At 55.5% G+C, this 17,948-nt stretch carries 16 protein-coding genes; 4 read left to right on the plus strand and 12 right to left on the minus strand.

Going from position 1 to position 17,948, the window contains the following annotated elements; all coding sequences use genetic code 11:
* Positions 1 to 69 precede the first annotated feature (69 nt).
* From recC to OGX75_RS21305, 10 genes are all read right to left on the minus strand, one after another.
* A complete protein-coding gene (gene recC, locus OGX75_RS11775; protein WP_286451144.1) occupies positions 70 to 3,438 on the minus strand; it encodes an exodeoxyribonuclease V subunit gamma in 3,369 nt (1,122 codons plus the stop codon).
* A gap of 12 nt (positions 3,439 to 3,450) precedes the next feature.
* Entirely contained in the window at positions 3,451 to 3,774 is a 324-nt protein-coding gene (locus tag OGX75_RS11780; RefSeq protein WP_115181207.1) for a prepilin-type N-terminal cleavage/methylation domain-containing protein, read from the minus strand.
* A complete protein-coding gene (locus OGX75_RS11785; RefSeq protein ID WP_115181206.1) occupies positions 3,759 to 4,166 on the minus strand; it encodes a DUF2509 family protein in 408 nt (135 codons plus the stop codon). The genes OGX75_RS11780 and OGX75_RS11785 overlap by 16 nt, the downstream gene beginning before the upstream one ends.
* Entirely contained in the window at positions 4,163 to 4,726 is a 564-nt protein-coding gene (locus OGX75_RS11790) for a prepilin peptidase-dependent protein (protein WP_115181205.1), read from the minus strand. Before OGX75_RS11790 ends, OGX75_RS11785 begins: the two co-directional genes overlap by 4 nt.
* Positions 4,717 to 5,187 carry a prepilin peptidase-dependent protein gene (locus OGX75_RS11795; protein ID WP_286451143.1) on the minus strand — a complete coding sequence of 157 codons (471 nt, stop codon included), beginning with the start codon at positions 5,185 to 5,187 and terminating at the stop codon, positions 4,717 to 4,719. The genes OGX75_RS11790 and OGX75_RS11795 overlap by 10 nt, the downstream gene beginning before the upstream one ends.
* Positions 5,188 to 5,371: 184 nt before the next feature.
* On the minus strand, positions 5,372 to 6,166 hold the full coding sequence (thyA, locus tag OGX75_RS11800) for a thymidylate synthase (RefSeq protein ID WP_012134943.1): 795 nt from the start codon (positions 6,164 to 6,166) through the stop codon (positions 5,372 to 5,374).
* Between the two features lie 6 nt (positions 6,167 to 6,172).
* Positions 6,173 to 7,048: a prolipoprotein diacylglyceryl transferase gene (gene lgt, locus OGX75_RS11805; protein WP_047461522.1), complete on the minus strand. Its 876-nt coding sequence runs from the start codon at positions 7,046 to 7,048 to the stop codon at positions 6,173 to 6,175.
* A 509-nt stretch (positions 7,049 to 7,557) separates the two neighbouring features.
* Positions 7,558 to 9,804, minus strand: coding sequence for a phosphoenolpyruvate--protein phosphotransferase (gene ptsP / locus OGX75_RS11810; protein ID WP_012134945.1), 2,247 nt, complete (start codon positions 9,802 to 9,804; stop codon positions 7,558 to 7,560).
* 13 nt (positions 9,805 to 9,817) lie between these two features.
* Positions 9,818 to 10,348 carry an RNA pyrophosphohydrolase gene (rppH, locus tag OGX75_RS11815; RefSeq protein ID WP_024130909.1) on the minus strand — a complete coding sequence of 177 codons (531 nt, stop codon included), beginning with the start codon at positions 10,346 to 10,348 and terminating at the stop codon, positions 9,818 to 9,820.
* A 351-nt stretch (positions 10,349 to 10,699) separates the two neighbouring features.
* Positions 10,700 to 10,846, minus strand: a complete 147-nt coding sequence (locus tag OGX75_RS21305) for a hypothetical protein (RefSeq protein WP_047461519.1) — start codon at positions 10,844 to 10,846, stop codon at positions 10,700 to 10,702.
* Between the two features lie 186 nt (positions 10,847 to 11,032).
* Between OGX75_RS21305 and mutH the strand changes: the two genes are divergently transcribed.
* From mutH to OGX75_RS11835, 4 genes are all read left to right on the plus strand, one after another.
* Positions 11,033 to 11,725: a DNA mismatch repair endonuclease MutH gene (mutH, locus tag OGX75_RS11820; RefSeq protein WP_047461516.1), complete on the plus strand. Its 693-nt coding sequence runs from the start codon at positions 11,033 to 11,035 to the stop codon at positions 11,723 to 11,725.
* Positions 11,726 to 11,802: 77 nt separating this feature from the next.
* Complete coding sequence (locus OGX75_RS11825; RefSeq protein ID WP_049012027.1) at positions 11,803 to 12,516, plus strand: TerC family protein; 714 nt, start codon at positions 11,803 to 11,805, stop codon at positions 12,514 to 12,516.
* Between the two features lie 146 nt (positions 12,517 to 12,662).
* A complete protein-coding gene (gene ygdR, locus OGX75_RS11830; RefSeq protein WP_012134951.1) occupies positions 12,663 to 12,881 on the plus strand; it encodes a lipoprotein YgdR in 219 nt (72 codons plus the stop codon).
* A gap of 119 nt (positions 12,882 to 13,000) precedes the next feature.
* Positions 13,001 to 14,041 carry an NADP(H)-dependent aldo-keto reductase gene (locus tag OGX75_RS11835; RefSeq protein ID WP_047461513.1) on the plus strand — a complete coding sequence of 347 codons (1,041 nt, stop codon included), beginning with the start codon at positions 13,001 to 13,003 and terminating at the stop codon, positions 14,039 to 14,041.
* A 461-nt stretch (positions 14,042 to 14,502) separates the two neighbouring features.
* Here OGX75_RS11835 and lplT read toward each other — a convergent pair whose 3' ends face one another.
* Positions 14,503 to 15,699 carry a lysophospholipid transporter LplT gene (lplT, locus tag OGX75_RS11840; protein ID WP_047461510.1) on the minus strand — a complete coding sequence of 399 codons (1,197 nt, stop codon included), beginning with the start codon at positions 15,697 to 15,699 and terminating at the stop codon, positions 14,503 to 14,505.
* Complete coding sequence (gene aas, locus OGX75_RS11845) at positions 15,692 to 17,851, minus strand: bifunctional acyl-ACP--phospholipid O-acyltransferase/long-chain-fatty-acid--ACP ligase (protein ID WP_230010058.1); 2,160 nt, start codon at positions 17,849 to 17,851, stop codon at positions 15,692 to 15,694. The genes lplT and aas overlap by 8 nt, the downstream gene beginning before the upstream one ends.
* Between the last annotated feature and the right edge of the window lie 97 nt (positions 17,852 to 17,948).

Consider the following 17,948-nt stretch of genomic DNA (forward strand, 5'->3'; position numbering starts at 1 on the left):
TAAAATCAGTCCGTGACAGAAAACGCATCATAAATGAAGCCATTTAATTGCGCAATTTTTATACAACCCTCACGACTGATTAAAACGAAATAGCGGTAACAGATAACGTTGAGACTGAGAAATAATGCTCTCTATCGTCTTCGGCTCCAGCTGTCGCCACAACCGTTGATACCAGATATCATCCCCTTCTCCGCGTATCACCATGTTACCTTCATAAGCCTGTAAGAACTTCGTCCGGGCTTTTTGCAGCGTGTCAGCATCATCTAACATGGCATCATTCGCCGCGTCATAACAAGCTTTTATCCATGCGCCGCCGCTTTCAGGAAGAACCAGCAGTGGGGATGACATCCCTTCCCGATAACCGTCAATCAGCTGTGCGAGGTAAGTTAACGCCTGTTCAGCCTCTAACGGCGGGAAGCGCCACTCTCCCTCTTTACGCAGGAACAAACGACTTTCGCCTTTTCCGCCACAGGCACAATAGACAAGGTGTTCCAGCCAAAGTTGCATTCCCTGCGCAACGCTTATTAAAGATGGGCGCCAGCGCAACAAACCGTCTTCCTGCACCTGCGGCAACCACCCCGTGATCTGCACGCCATTGCAGAGCAGATCAACTTCCATACTTTTCCCCGGCTGACGACACGCGATAATCCTGTCCGCCAGCGACTGCATCTCCTGACGCTGCGTATCCCAGAGGATCTCGCCAAAAGCGCCATACGGGAGATCGCCCGCCGCCCGGAAGCGACGGAATAAAAGCCCGGCATCCTCTTCTTCGACCAGCGTATTAAGCAACTGCTGATTAAGCTGATAGCGGGTTAGCCCTTCCAGAATGAACGGCTCCGTATCGGGAATTTCACTCTCTTCCGCGCGGAAATTCACCTGTAGCCGCATCTGGAAAAACGCCCGCACCGGATGTGCCCAGAAGCGCTGAAGTTTTTCCAGCGTCAACGTCTCAGGGAGTTCATAGGGCAACGGCTGCACAAAATCAGAATGGGCCTCGCCTGACTGACTTGCAGCAGGCAGCCATTCGCGCGCGTAGCTTTGCTGTTCTCCGGGAAGATAGTTTTGCGCATCAAACGGCATCCGCGTGTGCAGGCGAGCGATATGCGCTTTCACGCGGGCCTCGCTCTCATCGCTGGTCAGTTCTTCATCTCCCGGCAAATAGTGACTTTGCCCGATATAATCCATCAGTTCCTGCACCAGGACTGACGGGAAACGTTCGCTGTTATCCTGAATAGAGCGCCCGATGTAGCTAATATAGAGCGTCTGCTGCGCAGAAATTAAGGCCTCAAGGAACAGGTAGCGGTCATCATCGCGACGGCTACGATCCCCGCGCATCGGTTTCTGGCTCATCAGGTCAAAACCGAGCGGCGCCAGCTGACGCGGATAGACGCCGTCATTCATACCAAGGAGACACACAACCTTAAAGGGGATAGAACGCATAGGCATGAGCGTACAGATGTTTACCGGCCCCGCCAGAAAACGCTGGCTGATGCGTTCCTGATCCAGCCTTTGCGCCAGCTCGTCCCGTAACAGAGACAGCGGCACCGCATCGTCATACTCCGCCTCAAGCCCTTCGGTGATAATCGCCTGCCATTGCTGCTCGATAAGGGTCATCGCGGCTTCCGTTTCCGCATCGGGCAGGAAAAAGTCATTGAGCATGTCGCGGCAAACCGGGAGCCACTCTTCCAGCGGACGCGCCTGCGCCAGCCCGCGACGCCAAAGGTTCAACTGCATAAGCAGGGACGCCAGATGCCCGACCAGCTCTGCAATCAGCCCGCTGGACTCGTCATAAGGCAGCACGGACTGCCATTCGCCCTGCGCGCTTTCCATCGCGTAACCCAGCAGCATACGCGTCAGGCCAAATTGCCAGGTATGCTGCCCCGTTGCAGGAAGCGCCAGCTCGCGCACGTTGTCGTCATCAATCCCCCAACGGATACCCGACTCATTGACCCATAAGCGAAGATAGCGCAGCCCTTCTTCGTTGATGTTAAACCGAGCCGCCAGAACCGGCACGTCCAGCAGCGCCAGCACATCTTCAGAGACAAAACGGCTGTCCGGCAACGACAGCAGGCTGATAAACGCCTGCAAAACAGGATGCGACTGACGCGCCCGGCGATCGGAGATAGCATAAGGCAGATAGCGTTCGGCAGGCGCACTGCCAAATACGGCCTGAATAAAGGGGCTATAGCTGTCGATATCCGCCACCATGACGATAATATCGCGCGGCATCAGCGTCGGGTCGGCCTCCAGCATCGCCAGCAGACGATCGTGCAGGATCTCCACTTCACGCTGCGGGCTATGGCATACGTGAAAGGTCACGCTGGCGTCATTCGGGTCAAGCAGACGCTTGTTGTCGCTTCGGGCGTACTCTTCGAGGTTCACCCCAGCCACCGCGCGACTTTCCAGCTCAAGGATGTCCGCCTGAATGTTATGAAGCAGGTTGTCCGGGGGAATATCGACAAACGCATCCAGTTCCTGTGTGTTTTCCAGTTCGGAAAGCAAGTAGATGTAATCCCGCCCCAGCTTCCCCCAGGACGCCAGCATCGGGTTCCCGACATCCTGCTCGCCATCGCTATTAAATAACTCCCCGGCGCGTTGGTTATCGCGAAACAGCGGTAAGTCGCGCTCCTCAAAGCTGTGACGACGCTGACGAGCCACCAGTTTTGCCAGCCAGGCAGGGTCTCTGATATCCCCCCAGTAATAACGACAGGGGTTAGTGAACAGCAGATGGATTTCGATGTGCTTTCCCAGCGCCTGCAAGGCCCGGAGATACACCGGCGGCAGCGCGGAAATACCACAAATAAAGACGCGCGAAGGCAGCCCCGTCGGGCTGGTTGTCGCATTTTCCAGCGTCTGGATAAAACGCTGATACACATTCGCACGGTGCCAGCGCGGCTGCCCCAGTTCAGCCGTGTATTCCACCAGCGCCTTCCACAGCGGCGCCTGCCAGATCTGAGCCTCCCCGAACCCGTCAACCATCTGCCCCGCCTCCCACTGGGTAAGCCAGTCGGGGCGATAGACCAGATACTGATCGAAAAGATCGGCGGCACGCGAGGAAAGCTGGAATAGTTTGCGCTTATCAGCGTCGTCCGTCAGATAGTGGCGCAGTAGCGTAAAATCCTCACGCTCCAGCAGTTGCGGCAGCAGCGTCATCAGCTTCCAGCTCATGTTTTGCTTGCTGAACGCGCTCTCTTTCGGGATATCAGGCAGCACGCGTACAAACATATCCCAGATAAAACTCGCGGGTAGCGGAAAATCGATATTCGCGGCGATACCAAATTTCTGCGAAAGGGTCATTTGCAGCCACTGCGCCATACCGGTACTTTGAACCAACACAATTTCGGGTTCAAAGGGATCGTCAAGCCGATCGCGCTCAACGATGAATTCCATTAACGCTTCCAGCACGTCCAGACGGTTGGAGTGGTAGACCCTTAACATAGCAACTCCTGACTACTGACTTTTCGGGCAGTGTAAGCGCAACATCTGGCCTTGCCTGCCCAAAGGGGAAATGAGTTTAACGCTGATGCTGACACATCCCGCTTGTGTTGTCTGCATTCGGTTGGTCTGCCAGCTTTCGGGAGGTGAAAATGAATACAGCGCCGTTTGCTGCCAGCCGTACCGCCAGAGCTGTTGATATTGCGCCCTGACGACAAGACTCGTCATCAACGCCCGCTGATAACCCGATAACGCGGTGACGGTGATCACCAGCAGCGCCATCGCCAGTATCACTTCCGGCAGACTAAAACCACGCTGCCTGTTCAGGGTATCTGGCATAACGCCACCTCACTCAACGGGCAAAAATCGCTCCATCCATGCGGAGAAAATACAACGCCGCTTTCCTCCCGCGCTCCCAGGCGCCAGACCGATGCGCCATCATACTGCGCAATCAATAAAGCGGTGTTGTTCGCGAGCAGGCGCAGGCAAACGCGGGCATTCGGCGTGGCGTATTGCCGACACTCAACCGCAGCCTGCGCCGACCATGACTGCATCCTTCCCCATTCCAGCGCCGACTGCGCCACCGCCTGACGCTGCAAGGCCCGGCTTTCTGTCGCCACCAGAGTGGAAAAACTCGCCTGCTGCTGGTTTGCCCCCTGAAGCAGCAGGCTGCCCAATACCAGCAGCAAAAGCACCATCACCAGAGAGGACACACCCCGTTCACGCTTCACAGATTAAACCCGGTGACGCTGTATTGCGCCTCAACAGCGGTTTTAGAAGCCGCTTTACTGCGCCCCCGAAGAGACAGCGTCAGTACCGGCGTAAAACCGGGCATCTCCTGACGCTCAACGTTAAATGCCTCAATCTGTACCGTATCGGGATCGGTCATTTTATCCCACCCTTTATCTGCGCATGATGTTGCCCCGCGCAGTGTTTCCAGCGTTTTATTGTTTAAACGAAACCCGATCTGTTCGGCCTCTTTTCCCGGCGCAGTCTCCCAGCGCCCGTTATTATTGGCATCCCACTGTACGATAACGCACTCCCCCTGCCCGGCAATCACCAGTCCTTTCCCTGTGCAGTTTCCCCGACAATATCCCGCGCGTTGCAGGTGTTTTGCCACGGTATAAGCACGCTGCCAGATCTCATCTTCCAGCAACAGCTGCCGCGTGGTCTGTAGAATCTCACGCTGTAGCGCGGGTAAAAATCGTGCCGCGCCGAGCAGTAGCATGCTGCTTATCGCCATCGCGATAAGTACCTCCAGCAGAGAAAAACCGCGCTCGTTCATCGACATGCTTCGGCCTCGCGTCCCTCACAGAGCCGGATTCGCCCCCAGGACGAAACCACCAGACGCCATTCGCTCGCGGCGTTTTTCAGGCGGATATGCCCAGCCCAGGCGGTATTGCGCAGACCAAAAAACGCCAGCGAGGGGGTGATCTCCACCATGTCGATATCGCGCCATGCTGGAATAAAGACAAACGGCGCGTCTGGCGTACAGGCACCTTGCGCCGAAGCAGTGCTGACAAAGCACCAGCCGCCGCGTTCTCTGATGACCTGAACAATGTGATCCCGGTTGCGCCAGTTCGCATCCTCACGCAGTTGCAGCAAATAATCCCGCAGCTGGCTGGCGGTTTGCCATAACCGTTGCTGCTGTTGCCAACGCTGCCAGCCATAGAGCCCTGTAGCGCTAAGGCTAACCATAAGAAGCATTGCGACCATTGTTTCAATGAGCGTATAGCCCTGTTGTTTTTTCATAGCGGCAGTATGCCGGGGGCGGAGAAAATGACGAGGCAAGAATGCAGATTATTCGGCGCGTTACGAGAAATAGTTATCGTATTACAGCGCGTTGCAAAAATTCGGGAATCAGCGCCGAAGAATGGCGTACGGGGTAAAAAAAACCGACGCGCAAGGACGTCGGTTATGACAGGATGAGCTCAGGTCAGATAGCGACCGGCGCTTTAATGCCAGGATGCGGGTCGTAGCCTTCAATCTCAAAATCTTCAAAACGGTAGTCGAAGATAGAGTCAGGCTTACGTTTGATCACCAGTTTCGGCAGCGCGCGCGGTTCGCGGCTTAACTGTAGGTGCGTCTGTTCCATATGGTTGCTGTACAGGTGCGTGTCGCCGCCAGTCCAGACAAAGTCGCCCACTTCCAGGTCGCACTGTTGCGCCATCATATGCACCAGTAACGCATAGCTGGCGATATTAAACGGCAGCCCCAGGAAGACGTCGCAGGAGCGCTGATACAGCTGGCAGGAGAGTTTGCCGTCCGCAACATAGAACTGGAAGAACGCATGACACGGCGCCAGCGCCATTTTATCCAGCTCGCCGACGTTCCAGGCGGAAACAATAATACGGCGGGAGTCCGGGTCATTTTTCAACTGGTTCATGACCGTGGTGATCTGGTCAATATGGCGACCGTCCGGCGCAGGCCATGCGCGCCACTGTTTGCCATATACCGGGCCTAAATTACCGTTTTCATCGGCCCATTCGTCCCAGATCGTCACATTGTTTTCATGCAGGTAAGCGACGTTGGTATCGCCTTGCAGGAACCACAACAGCTCGTGAATGATGGAGCGTAAATGGCAGCGCTTCGTCGTCACCAGCGGAAATCCTTCCCGCAGGTTAAAACGCATCTGATGACCAAAAATGGAAAGCGTTCCGGTTCCGGTACGGTCGTTTTTCTGTGTGCCTTCATCCAGCACTTTTTGCATCAGTTCTAAATACTGTTTCATGGTTCCTCAGGAAACGTGTTGCTGTGGGCTGCGGCGGTAAGCCCAAACCATCATGATCACACCAGCGACAATCATCGGGATAGAGAGAATCTGCCCCATGCTGATGTACTGTACCCATGCGCCGGTAAACTGCGCATCCGGCTGGCGGAAGAATTCAACAATGATACGAAACGCGCCATAGCCAATCAGGAACAGGCCAGAGACAGCCCCCATCGGGCGCGACTTGCGGATAAACAGGTTAAGAATAATGAACAGCACGATACCTTCCAGCACCAGCTCATACAGCTGGGACGGATGGCGAGGCAGAACGCCATAGGTATCAAAGATCGACTGCCACTGCGGGTTTGACGGCAACAGCGCGATATCTTCCGCGCGAGAGCCCGGGAACAGCATGGCAAACGGGAAGCTCGGATCGACGCGCCCCCACAGCTCGCCGTTGATAAAGTTCCCCAGACGCCCTGCGCCTAAACCAAAAGGAATCAGCGGCGCGATAAAATCGGATACCTGGAAGAAAGAACGTTTAGTGCGTCTGGCGAAGATCACCATCACCAGAATGACGCCGATCAGGCCGCCGTGGAAGGACATGCCGCCATCCCAGACGCGGAACAGATAGAGCGGATTTTCCAGGAACAGCGGGAAGTTGTAGAACAGGACGTAACCAATACGGCCACCGAGGAAAACGCCGAGAAAACCGGCATAGAGTAAGTTTTCAACTTCGTTTTTGGTCCAGCCGCTGCCCGGACGGTTTGCCCGGCGAATCGCCAGCCACATTGCAAAGACAAAACCGACCAGGTACATCATGCCGTACCAGTGCAGCGCAACGGGCCCAATTGAGAAAATGACCGGATCAAATTCCGGAAAATGCAGATAGCTACTGGTCATCTGTCACCACAAGTTCTTGTTATTTCGCTGAAAATAGACAGCAATTGATATGCACGCCAGCCGTTCACAGGCGCTCCAAAGGAGCGAATGATAGCACAAGGGGTGCATCGGTGATGCCGGGAAGATGTAAAAGATCTGTATAGGCTATCAATGACAATCCCAGGAATGCCTGATGGCGCTTACGCTTATCAGGCCTACGGACCGCGCAACACCTTTGCCTGATGGCGCTTACGCTTATCAGGCCTACGGACCGCGCAACATCTTTGCCTGATGGCGCTGCGCTTATCAGGCCTACAAACGGCGCAACACCTTTGCCTGATGGCGCTACGCTTATCAGGCCTACAGACCGCGCAACATCTTTGCCTGATGGCGCTACGCTTATCAGGCCTACGAACCGCGCAACACCTTTGCCTGATGGCGCTACGCTTATCAGGTCTACAGACGGCACCGTGCCGTAGGCCGGATAAGGCGCGTGCGCCGCCATCCGGCAATCAAGGGCACAGCGCCTGTCACAACCCCCCGCGTATCAGGCCTCCCATGCCACGGCGCTCCATAAACGCCGCCACCTGATGACGCACTTCCGTCGCCATTTGCGCTTCCAGACTGCGCTGCGCCAGCGTTTGCGCGTCTTCATAATCAATGTGCCGCAGCAGGTATTTCACGCGCGCGACGGAGCGACCGTTCATCGACAGATGGCGGAATCCCAGGCCTATCAGGATCGCCACACACATCGGATCGCCCGCCATTTCACCGCATAGCCGCAAATCAAGCCCCTGTTTTTCGGCTTCCTGAGCGATCATCGCCAGCGCACGTAACATCCCCGGGTGCAGGCTGTCGTAAATACTGGCCACACGCGTATTGTTGCGATCAACCGCCAGGATATACTGCGTCAGATCGTTGGTACCAACGGAGATAAAATCGACCCGGTTCGCCAGTTGCGGCAGCATAAATACCATCGACGGCACTTCCAGCATGATCCCAATGCGCGGCCTGGGGATCGCGTAACCGATCATCTCTTCGACTTCACGCCCGGCACGCTCAATCAGGCGTCGCGCTTCATCCACTTCATCAATGCTGGTGACCATCGGCAGTAAAATGCTCAGGTTGCCGGTCGCGGCGTTGGCGCGCAGCATCGCGCGCACCTGGATCAGGAAGATCTCCGGCTGATCGAGCGTAATACGAATGCCGCGCCAGCCCAGGCACGGGTTTTCTTCGCTGATCGGCATATAGGGCAGTTGCTTGTCCGCGCCGACATCCAGCGTACGCAGAGTCACCGGTTTGTCGTTAAACATTTGCAGCATCCCCTGATACTGCGCCACCTGCTCTTCTTCCGAGGGGAAACCGCTTTGCAACATGAACGGAATTTCGGTGCGATAAAGCCCGATACCGTCGATACGGCTGCCCAGCTTCTCTTCATGTTCCGGGCTTAACCCTGCGTTAAGCATCACCTTAACGCGTTCGCCGCTTTTCAGATGCGCGGGCAGATTGACATCATCTTCCGCCAGCCGGCTTAGTTCATTCTCTTCGCTGATAAGCCGCTGATATTCCTGCAACAATACCGGTTCAGGATCGACCAGCAGTTCCCCGCGATAGCCATCCACCACCAGCGTGCGGTGATGAAGAACCGAAGGCTGAATATCCGCGCCCATCACGGTCGGAATACCGAGCGCGCGCACCATAATCGCCGCATGCGAGTTAGCCGCGCCGTCGCGAACCACGACGCCGGCCAGTCTGTCCTGTGGCAGTTCCGCCAGCGTGGTGGCTGAGAGTTCATCTGCCACCAGCACAAAACGCTCGGGCCATGTGTTCGGCCCCTGAATGGTGTCATCCAGGTGGAATAACAGACGCTGGCCCAGCGCGCGTAAATCTCCGGCACGCTCTTTGAGGTAGCCATCCGTCAGGGCGGCAAACTGCTCGGCAAACTTTTCGATGACTTTTTTGACGGCCCACTCCGCCACCGCGCCCTTATCGACTTCGGCAAACAGTTCACGACGCAGTCGGGCATCAGAAAGCAGGTGTGAATACAGATCGAAGATCGCCGCCGTCTCTTTCTGCGCGCCAGCGGCAAAGCGCTTACTGTAACGACGAAATTCGTTAGCGGCCTCTTCCAGCGCGCCGGTCAGCCGCTCGCGCTCAAGCGCCGGGTCAAGGGTGGAGGCTTCGTAGACCTGCTCCATCAGCGGCAACGTTGCATCCTGCCAGCCTTCCGCTATCGCCACGCCGGGCGCGGCGGGCAGCGCACGGATGCGCGTATGGCGGTATTGACCAAATAACGCGGTTAGCTGCGTCTGCGAAAGGATAGCCGCCATCTGGGTCGCCAGCGTAACGAGGAAAGACTCTTCGCTTTCATCGTACTGGCGCAGTTCACGCTGCTGTACCACCAGCACCCCCAGTAGCTGGCGGCGCTGAATAATCGGCACGCCCAGAAAAGCGCGGAAACGCTCCTCTTTTACTGACGGGATGTATTTAAAGCTGGGGTGTTTCTGCGCATCGGCAAGGTTGATCGGTTCCGCCAGCCTGCCAACCAGGCCGACGATACCTTCATCAAATGCGAGTGTGACAGTACGGCCACGCGGTTTTTTTAGCCCTCGCGTCGCCATGAGGTAGTAACAACGTCGGTCGTGATCGGCCAGATAGACCGAACAGACCTCTGTATCCATCGCAAGACAGATATCAGTGACCAGAATATTCAGCGCCTCGTTAAGGCGCGGCGCACTGGCCACCTTTTCCACTATTTCGCGCAGGCGGGTGAGCATAATTTGCGTAGCTTTAACCTCTTTTACGTCGCCAGGCAGGTGCGTTTTGTGGCTTCGGCGTACTCTCCTGAAGCGCCATCACGACACTTGCGAACTCTTTCATCACCCTGCGGTAGACATCGCGTTTAAATGACACCACCTGCCTGACCGGGTACCAGTAACTTACCCAGCGCCAGCCATCAAACTCAGGGGTGCTGCTGGTTTGCATATTGATTTCCGCATCAGCGCTCATCAATTGCAGAAGAAACCATTTTTGTTTCTGGCCGATACAAACCGGCTTCGTGTCCCAACGCACCAAACGTTTCGGTAACTTGTAACGCAACCAGTTGCGAGTAGAAGCAAGTATCCGCACATCTTTACGGCTCAACCCGACTTCTTCAAACAGTTCCCGGTACATCGCTTGTTCTGCTGACTCCCCTGAATTTATCCCGCCTTGCGGGAATTGCCAGGAGTGCTGACCAAATCGCCGGGCCCACATAACCTGCCCCTGGCGATTACAAATTACGATACCTACATTTGGGCGGTAGCCATCGTCATCAATCACCGGACTACCTCAACATAAACCTTATATATGAATGATTGTTTCACACTCCAGAGAGACGGTAAACCACTCTGTTAGGCGTACGCGCTACTAATAACAATTGAATAACTCACAGCAAATAGCCGAGTTATAAACAGAGAGGTGTGTTCACAGACGATTTTATTCACCTTTTCTGTGGATATAGTTGTGAAGAAGTACGGAATTACTACGGGAAAACCCGGAACAGTCTGAATTGGGCGGCAAACACCATCAAAAAATAGCCTCGTAAATTCATTAAGTTAAATGCAAAATCTGCGACCATTCGTGCTAAATCGTGACAGCCATCACATTGAAGATCGTCAGGCTGATGAAAGATCAACCACCGTCGCTTTTATCCACAGATTGTGCCAATAAGTTAGGCACAATTTGTGTAAAAATTCGATTTTCGTCGCACGTCAAGGCTGTAAATTGAAACAGTAGTGGCGGTTTTTCACAGTTATCCCATCTTTCTGTGGATAACATGGTGTAAGATCCTGTTTATTTTCAGTGACCAGATTTGGAAAACCCATTTCTCTGTTGCGCAACTTGCAGGATCAGATCCTAAAAACCAATATAAATCATGCGATTGAACATCGCGTGTGGAAATCGTTAAACTCTGTTCATACGGTATAAAATCATTGTTCACTTTTTCGCCTAAGGTATAACATCATGCCCGGACTCCGCCCGCTACTTTCTCCGCCAGCATCTGAAGCCCTTTTGCTTGCCCAGGCGCAGCAGCTTTCAGGTTACTCGCTGGGCGAACTGGCGGCGCTGGCCGGTTTAGTGGCCCCCAAAGATTTGAAACGGGATAAAGGCTGGATTGGCGTGCTGCTGGAGATCTGGCTCGGCGCCAGCGCCGGTAGCAAACCGGAACAAGATTTCGCCGCGCTTGGCGTGGAGCTAAAAACCATTCCCGTCGATAGCCTTGGCCGCCCGCTGGAAACCACGTTTGTCTGCGTCGCGCCGCTAACCGGCAACAGCGGCGTGACGTGGGAAACAAGTCACGTCCGCCACAAATTAAAACGTGTGTTATGGGTTCCCGTAGAGGGGGATCGCAGTATTCCGTTAGCCGATCGGCGCGTCGGTTCCCCACTGCTGTGGAGCCCAAATGAAGAAGAAGACCAGCAGCTTCGCCTCGACTGGGAAGAGTTGATGGACATGATTGTGCTGGGTCAGGTTGAGCGGATCACCGCCCGGCATGGCGAATTTTTACAACTGCGGCCAAAAGCGGCGAATGCCAAAGCCCTTACCGAAGCAATTGGCGCGCAGGGAGAGACCATTCTGACGTTGCCGCGCGGCTTTTATCTGAAAAAGAACTTCACTCGCACGCTGCTGGCCCGCCATTTCCTGTTACAGGGCTAACAGGCACAGACTGGACTTTCACCTGCCGCATTGCGCGCCTATAATTAGCGCTTCTTTTTTTGGCAGGACTTTGTTCGATGTTATTTGCATGGGTAACCGATCCTAACGCCTGGCTCGCGCTCGGTACGCTGACGCTGCTGGAGATCGTTCTTGGGATCGACAATATTATTTTCCTCTCTCTGGTGGTGGCGAAACTTCCTACAGCGCAACGGAATCACGCCCGACGCCTTGGGCTGGCGGCGGCGATGGTAATGCGCCTGGCTTTGCTGGCTTCTATCGCCTGGGTCACACGCCTGACAAACCCGCTGTTCGAGGTTTTCGGCGAAGCGATTTCCGCCCGCGATCTGATCCTGCTGCTGGGTGGGTTGTTCCTGATCTGGAAAGCCAGTAAAGAGATTCACGAATCGATTGAAGGCGAGGAAGAAGGGCTGAAAACGCGCGTCTCCTCCTTCCTGGGCGCGATTGTCCAGATCATGATGCTGGATATTATTTTCAGCCTTGATTCCGTCATCACGGCGGTGGGCCTCTCGGATCATCTGTTTATCATGATGGCGGCAGTTGTGATTGCCGTCGGCGTGATGATGTTCGCGGCGCGCCCTATCGGCGAGTTTGTTGACCGCCACCCTTCCGTAAAAATGCTGGCGCTCTCTTTCCTGATTCTGGTCGGCTTTACCCTGATTCTGGAAAGTTTCGATGTACACGTTCCGAAAGGGTACATCTACTTCGCCATGTTCTTCTCTATCGCGGTAGAGAGCCTGAACCTGATGCGCAATAAAAAGAACCCTCTCTGATTCACTCTTTCGCTCCCTGTAAGGGGAGCGAATACCCGCAATGCCGCTCCCGTTCCTCACAGTTTAAGATTTTACTGCTTTTATCAGACATAACTTCAGGTTATTACTAGACTATTATCAGACGCAGGCCACGTGAGGATAAATGGATGAAAAAATGGGCAGTTGTGATTTCCGCTGTAGGACTGGCTTTTGCTGTTTCTGGATGTAGCAGCGATTATGTAATGGCGACCAAAGATGGTCGGATGATTCTGACCGACGGTAAACCAGAAATTGACGATGATACGGGTCTGGTGAGCTACCACGATCAGCAAGGCAACGCGATGCAAATCAATCGTGACGAAGTCTCTCAGATCATTGAACGCTAATTGTTGAGGTCAGCAGCCCTGCTGGCCTTAGAATTTTCTCTTTCCCTTTTCTCTTCCCTCTGCCATTTTTATATTCCTTTGTCGGGATTTACTGACTTCATAATAAGAAGGAAACGGCTATGCACTATCACCGTATACCCCACAGCTCGCTTGAAATAAGTACACTGGGGCTGGGCACAATGACGTTTGGTGAACAAAACAGCGAAGCCGACGCACATGCACAGCTCGATTACGCCGTGGATCAGGGCATTAACCTGATCGACGTCGCCGAAATGTATCCGGTGCCTCCACGCCCGGAAACCCAGGGACTAACAGAAACCTATGTCGGTAACTGGCTTGCTAAACACGGCAGCCGTGAGAAGCTGGTTATCGCTTCCAAGGTAAGCGGCCCATCGCGTAATAACGACAGCGGAATTCGCCCCAATCAGGCGCTGGATCGTAAAAATATCCGTGAGGCCTTACACGATAGCCTCAAACGTCTGCAAACCGACTATCTGGATCTGTATCAGGTTCACTGGCCGCAGCGCCCGACCAACTGCTTCGGCAAGCTGGGCTACAGCTGGACGGATTCGGCTCCGGTTGTCACGCTGCTCGAAACGCTGGATGCGCTGACGGAGTTCCAGCGCGCGGGCAAAATTCGCTACATCGGCGTCTCTAACGAAACGGCCTTCGGCGTCATGCGCTATCTGCATCTGGCAGATAAACATGACCTGCCGCGCATTGTCACTATCCAGAACCCTTACAGCCTGCTGAACCGCAGTTATGAGGTGGGATTAGCGGAAGTCAGCCAGTATGAAGGCGTCGAGCTGCTGGCCTACTCTTGCCTGGCATTCGGTACGTTGACCGGTAAATATCTGAATGGCGCCAAACCCGCCGGCGCGCGCAACACCCTGTTTAGCCGCTTTACGCGCTACAGCGGCGAGCAGGCGCAAAAGGCGGTTGCGGCCTACGTCGACATCGCCAGACGCCACAACCTCGATCCGGCCCAGATGGCGCTGGCGTTTGTGCGTCGTCAGCCGTTCGTCGCCAGCACCCTGTTGGGCGCAACGACGATGGCGCAGTTAAAAACCAACGTTGAGAGTTTGCATCTGGAGTTAAGCGAAGAGGTGCTGGCGGAGATCGAAGCGGTACACCAGGTTTATACCTACCCGGCACCGTAATATGCATATCCGGCCTACCAACAGCACCATACCGTAGGCCGGATAAGGCGCCTGCGCCGCCATCCGGCACTTCTGCCTGATGGCGCTGCGCTTATCAGGCCTACCGGCAGCACCATACCGTAGGCCGGATAAGGCACTGTGCCGCCATCCGGCACCTTTGCCTGATGGCGCTGCGCTTATCAGGCCTACCGACAGCACCATACCGTAGACCGGATAAGGTGCCTGTGCCGCCATCCGGCGCTTCTGCCTGATGGCGCTACGCTTATCAGGCCTACCGACAGCACCATACCGTAGGCCGGATAAGGCACTTGTGCCACCATCCGGCGCTTCTGCCTGATGGCGCTGCGCTTATCAGGCCTACCAACAGCACCATACCGTAGGCCGGATAAGGCACCTGTGCCGCCATCCGGCGCTTCTGCCTGATGGCGCTGCGCTTATCAGGCCTACAGACGGTGCAACAATCACATCTGGCGGCGCTGCCAAATCCACAGCGCCGCAATCGCCAGCGCAAACAGTCCGCCAAAACCAATGCCGATCGCCACGACCGGAATACCCACCAGTACGGCCAGCGAATAGAGACCTAGCATCAACAGCATCGCGCTGTTCTCCCCCAGGTTCTGTACCGCAATCGCGTTGCCCGCGCCGACGCTTTTCTTGCCACGCTCCTGCAATAACGCATTGAGCGGCACCACGAAAAAGCCGCCCAGCACGCCAATAAGCGTCAACAGCGCATAGGCCGGAAGCAACGCGTGTTGCAAAGAGAAAATCAGCACCACCACGCCAATCAGAATACCCGCAGGCATACAACGCGCCACCGTCTCCAGCGTAACCAGCTTCGCCGCAGCGCCTGCGCCCACAACAATACCGATCGCCACCATTGCGTTCAGGTAAGTCGGCGTGGCGTTATCGGTAATTCCCAGCGCTACCGGCACCCACAGCACCAACAGAAAACGCAGCGTGACGCCCGCGCCCCAAAAAAGGCTGGTGCCAACCAGCGAGAAACGCGTCTCCCCGTTACGCCAGAGCGACATGCAGGCGCAGAAGAAGCTGCGCACCATCTTACGCAAATGCCAGGACTGGCCTGGCCGCGCCGCCGCAAGTTTCGGAATAAAAAGGTTAGCGACAACTGCGCCCGCATAGGCCAACGCACAGGCGACCAGCGCCGCAATCACATGCCAGTCTGCCAGTACGCCGCCCGCCACCGATCCCAGCAGAATCGCGGCAATAGTGGAGGCTTCCATCAGACCATTGGCTTTCACCAGTTTGTCGCCCGTGGTCAGCTCGCCAAGAATGCCATATTTCGCCGGAGAGTAAGCCGCCGCGCCAATCCCCACCAGCGTATAGCCGACAAAGGGATTAAAACCAAAACAGATGCTCGCAGCGCCCAACAGTTTCAGGCCGTTGGCGAACATCATCACCCGACCTTTAGCAAAGCTGTCCGCCACCTGCCCGACAAAGGGGGCAAAAAGAATGTAAGCGCCTACAAACACCATTTGCAGGATCGGCTGGCTCCAGTCCGGGTAGAACTGCGCCTTCAGCAGCGCCAGCGTCGCGAACAACAGCGCGTTATCGCCAAACGCAGAGAGAAACTGCGCGGCGATAACCGACATCATCCCTTTCGACCAGATCGAAGTGTTAGTATGTACTGACTCACGCATGTTGTTTTTCCGGTTCATCAACCCAGCTTTTCAGCGTCACAAAGTCCGGCTTGCCGCTGCCCAGTAACGGAAGTTGTTTCAGATAGCGGATATCACGCGGTACGGCAAGTTCAGGAATGCCGTGTGTGCGGGCATATTGCAGCAGGCTTTCACGCGTCAGCTCGCCGTCTGTCGTGAACAGCACCAGCGCTTCGCCCTTGCTGGCGTCGCTTTTAATCGCCGTAGCGTGCATTTTATCTGGCGAGACGCTCAGCGCCAGCTGTTCGACCATCTCCAGCGAAACCATCTCTCCGGCGATTTTCGCAAAGCGCTTCGCTCGCCCCTGGATCTGCACAAAACCGTTTTCATCGAAACGCACAATATCGCCCGTGTCGTACCAGCCCTGTTCAACGTCGCCCAGCGCATTTTCCGCCGCAGGCGCTTCCAGCACGCCCGGTTTTTCAACCCGCAGGTAGCCGTTCATGATATTAGGCCCTTTGAGTTGCAGACGTCCGCCGTCATCAATGCCCGGAACCGCCAGCAAGCGCGCATCCATGCCTGGCAAAATGCGCCCAACGGTGCCCGGCTTCGCCGCCATAGGTACGTTAATCGACACGACCGGCGCGCATTCGGTCACGCCGTAACCTTCCAGAACGCGCAGGCCGAATTTGTCCTGCCAGAGCTGTCGGGTGCTGTCCTGCAATTTTTCCGCGCCGGCGACGACATAGCGCAGACGATAGAAGTCATACGGGTTGGCAAAGCGCGCGTAGTTGCCCAGAAACGTCGACGTGCCAAACAGCACCGTGCAGTTCCGGTCATAGACCAGCTCCGGCACAATGCGATAGTGCAACGGGCTGGGATAGAGAAACACCTCGGCGCCGGTCAGCAGCGGCGTCAACAGGCCGACGGTCAGACCGAAGGAGTGGAACAGCGGCAGCGCTGACATAAAGCGGTCGTTCGCCGTGAAATCGGCAATGGTTTTTATCTGCTCAACGTTCGCCAGAAGGCTTTTATGGCTGTGCACCACGCCTTTCGGGTGCCCTTCCGAACCGGATGTAAAGAGGATCATTGCCGCCTCTTCCGGCCGCTGTTTGACCTGCGCCAGGCGCGGCATCAGCAGATGCGCAAAAATCCAGAGCTTATCGGCGAGCGTCACATCAGCTTTTAAATCTTCGAGATAAATCCAGCGAACCTGCGTCAGTTGCTCCGGCAGATGCCAGAGTTTGCCTTTCTCAAGAAACTGACGGGAGGTGAATACGGTTTTGATCTCCGCAGCGGTAATGGCGCTGGTCAACCCTTTCACGCCCGCCGTGTAGTTCATCATCGCCGGGATACGGCCACGAGAAACTGCGCCAAAAATGACGGCGGCGCTGATGGCCGCGTTTGGCAGCATCAGGCCGATGTTTTCGCCCTGCGCGCTGTATTTTTCCAGAATGCGACCGACAAACAGCGTTTTTGTCAGCAATTTGCGATAAGTGTCCGGCGTGAAGTTAATATCTTCAACACAGTTTTTACCCGCCCCGTAGCGGTACTGCGCAGCTAACAGTGATTCATACAGCGTTTCACGCGGGCGCACCGCCATGCGCGCTTCCATCATAATTTGATGCAGCATTTCTCCGGCCAGTTTGCGGCGCTCGCGCGCTCGCGGCGCCTCCGGCATCGGCAGATGGGTGGGCGGCAGGATATGCAGGTGAATGCGCGGGAAAAAACGCTGTTTTACCAGACCTTTCAGGCGGCTAAAGTGCGTAAGCTCTGCGCCTTCAATACGAACCGGCACCACCGTTGCGCCAGACTTCGCCGCCACAAACCCGGCGCCGTCGTAGATTTTCATCAACGAACCGCTCACCGAAATTCGCCCTTCCGGGAAGATAACCACCGGGCGGCCCTGCTCTACCAGGCGTACCAGGTGCTTAATCGCCATCGGCTTCGTCGGGTCGAGCGGCACAAAATCAATCAGCGACTTTAACCAGCGCATGTACCATTGCTGGCTGATAGAGGAATAGACCGCGAAAACAGGGCGAACCGGTAAAAACAGGGCGAGTAAAATACCGTCGATAAAAGAGACATGGTTTGGCGTGATCAGGATGCGCTCACCCTGTAGCGCCCTGGCATCCCCGGTGACGCGTACACGATAAAGCACGCGGAACAGGTTGCGAAAAAATCCAAAAAGCATGTCAACTCCCTTTGCTTACAGTTCGGTAAAGATGCATGGTTGCAGATTATACGAGATGGGGAACAGGCGCGACAGGTAAATGGACGGGCGAAAAAAA

Source organism: Citrobacter sp. CK199 (assembly GCF_030333285.1).
GTDB classification, from domain to species: Bacteria; Pseudomonadota; Gammaproteobacteria; order Enterobacterales; family Enterobacteriaceae; genus Citrobacter_B; species Citrobacter_B koseri.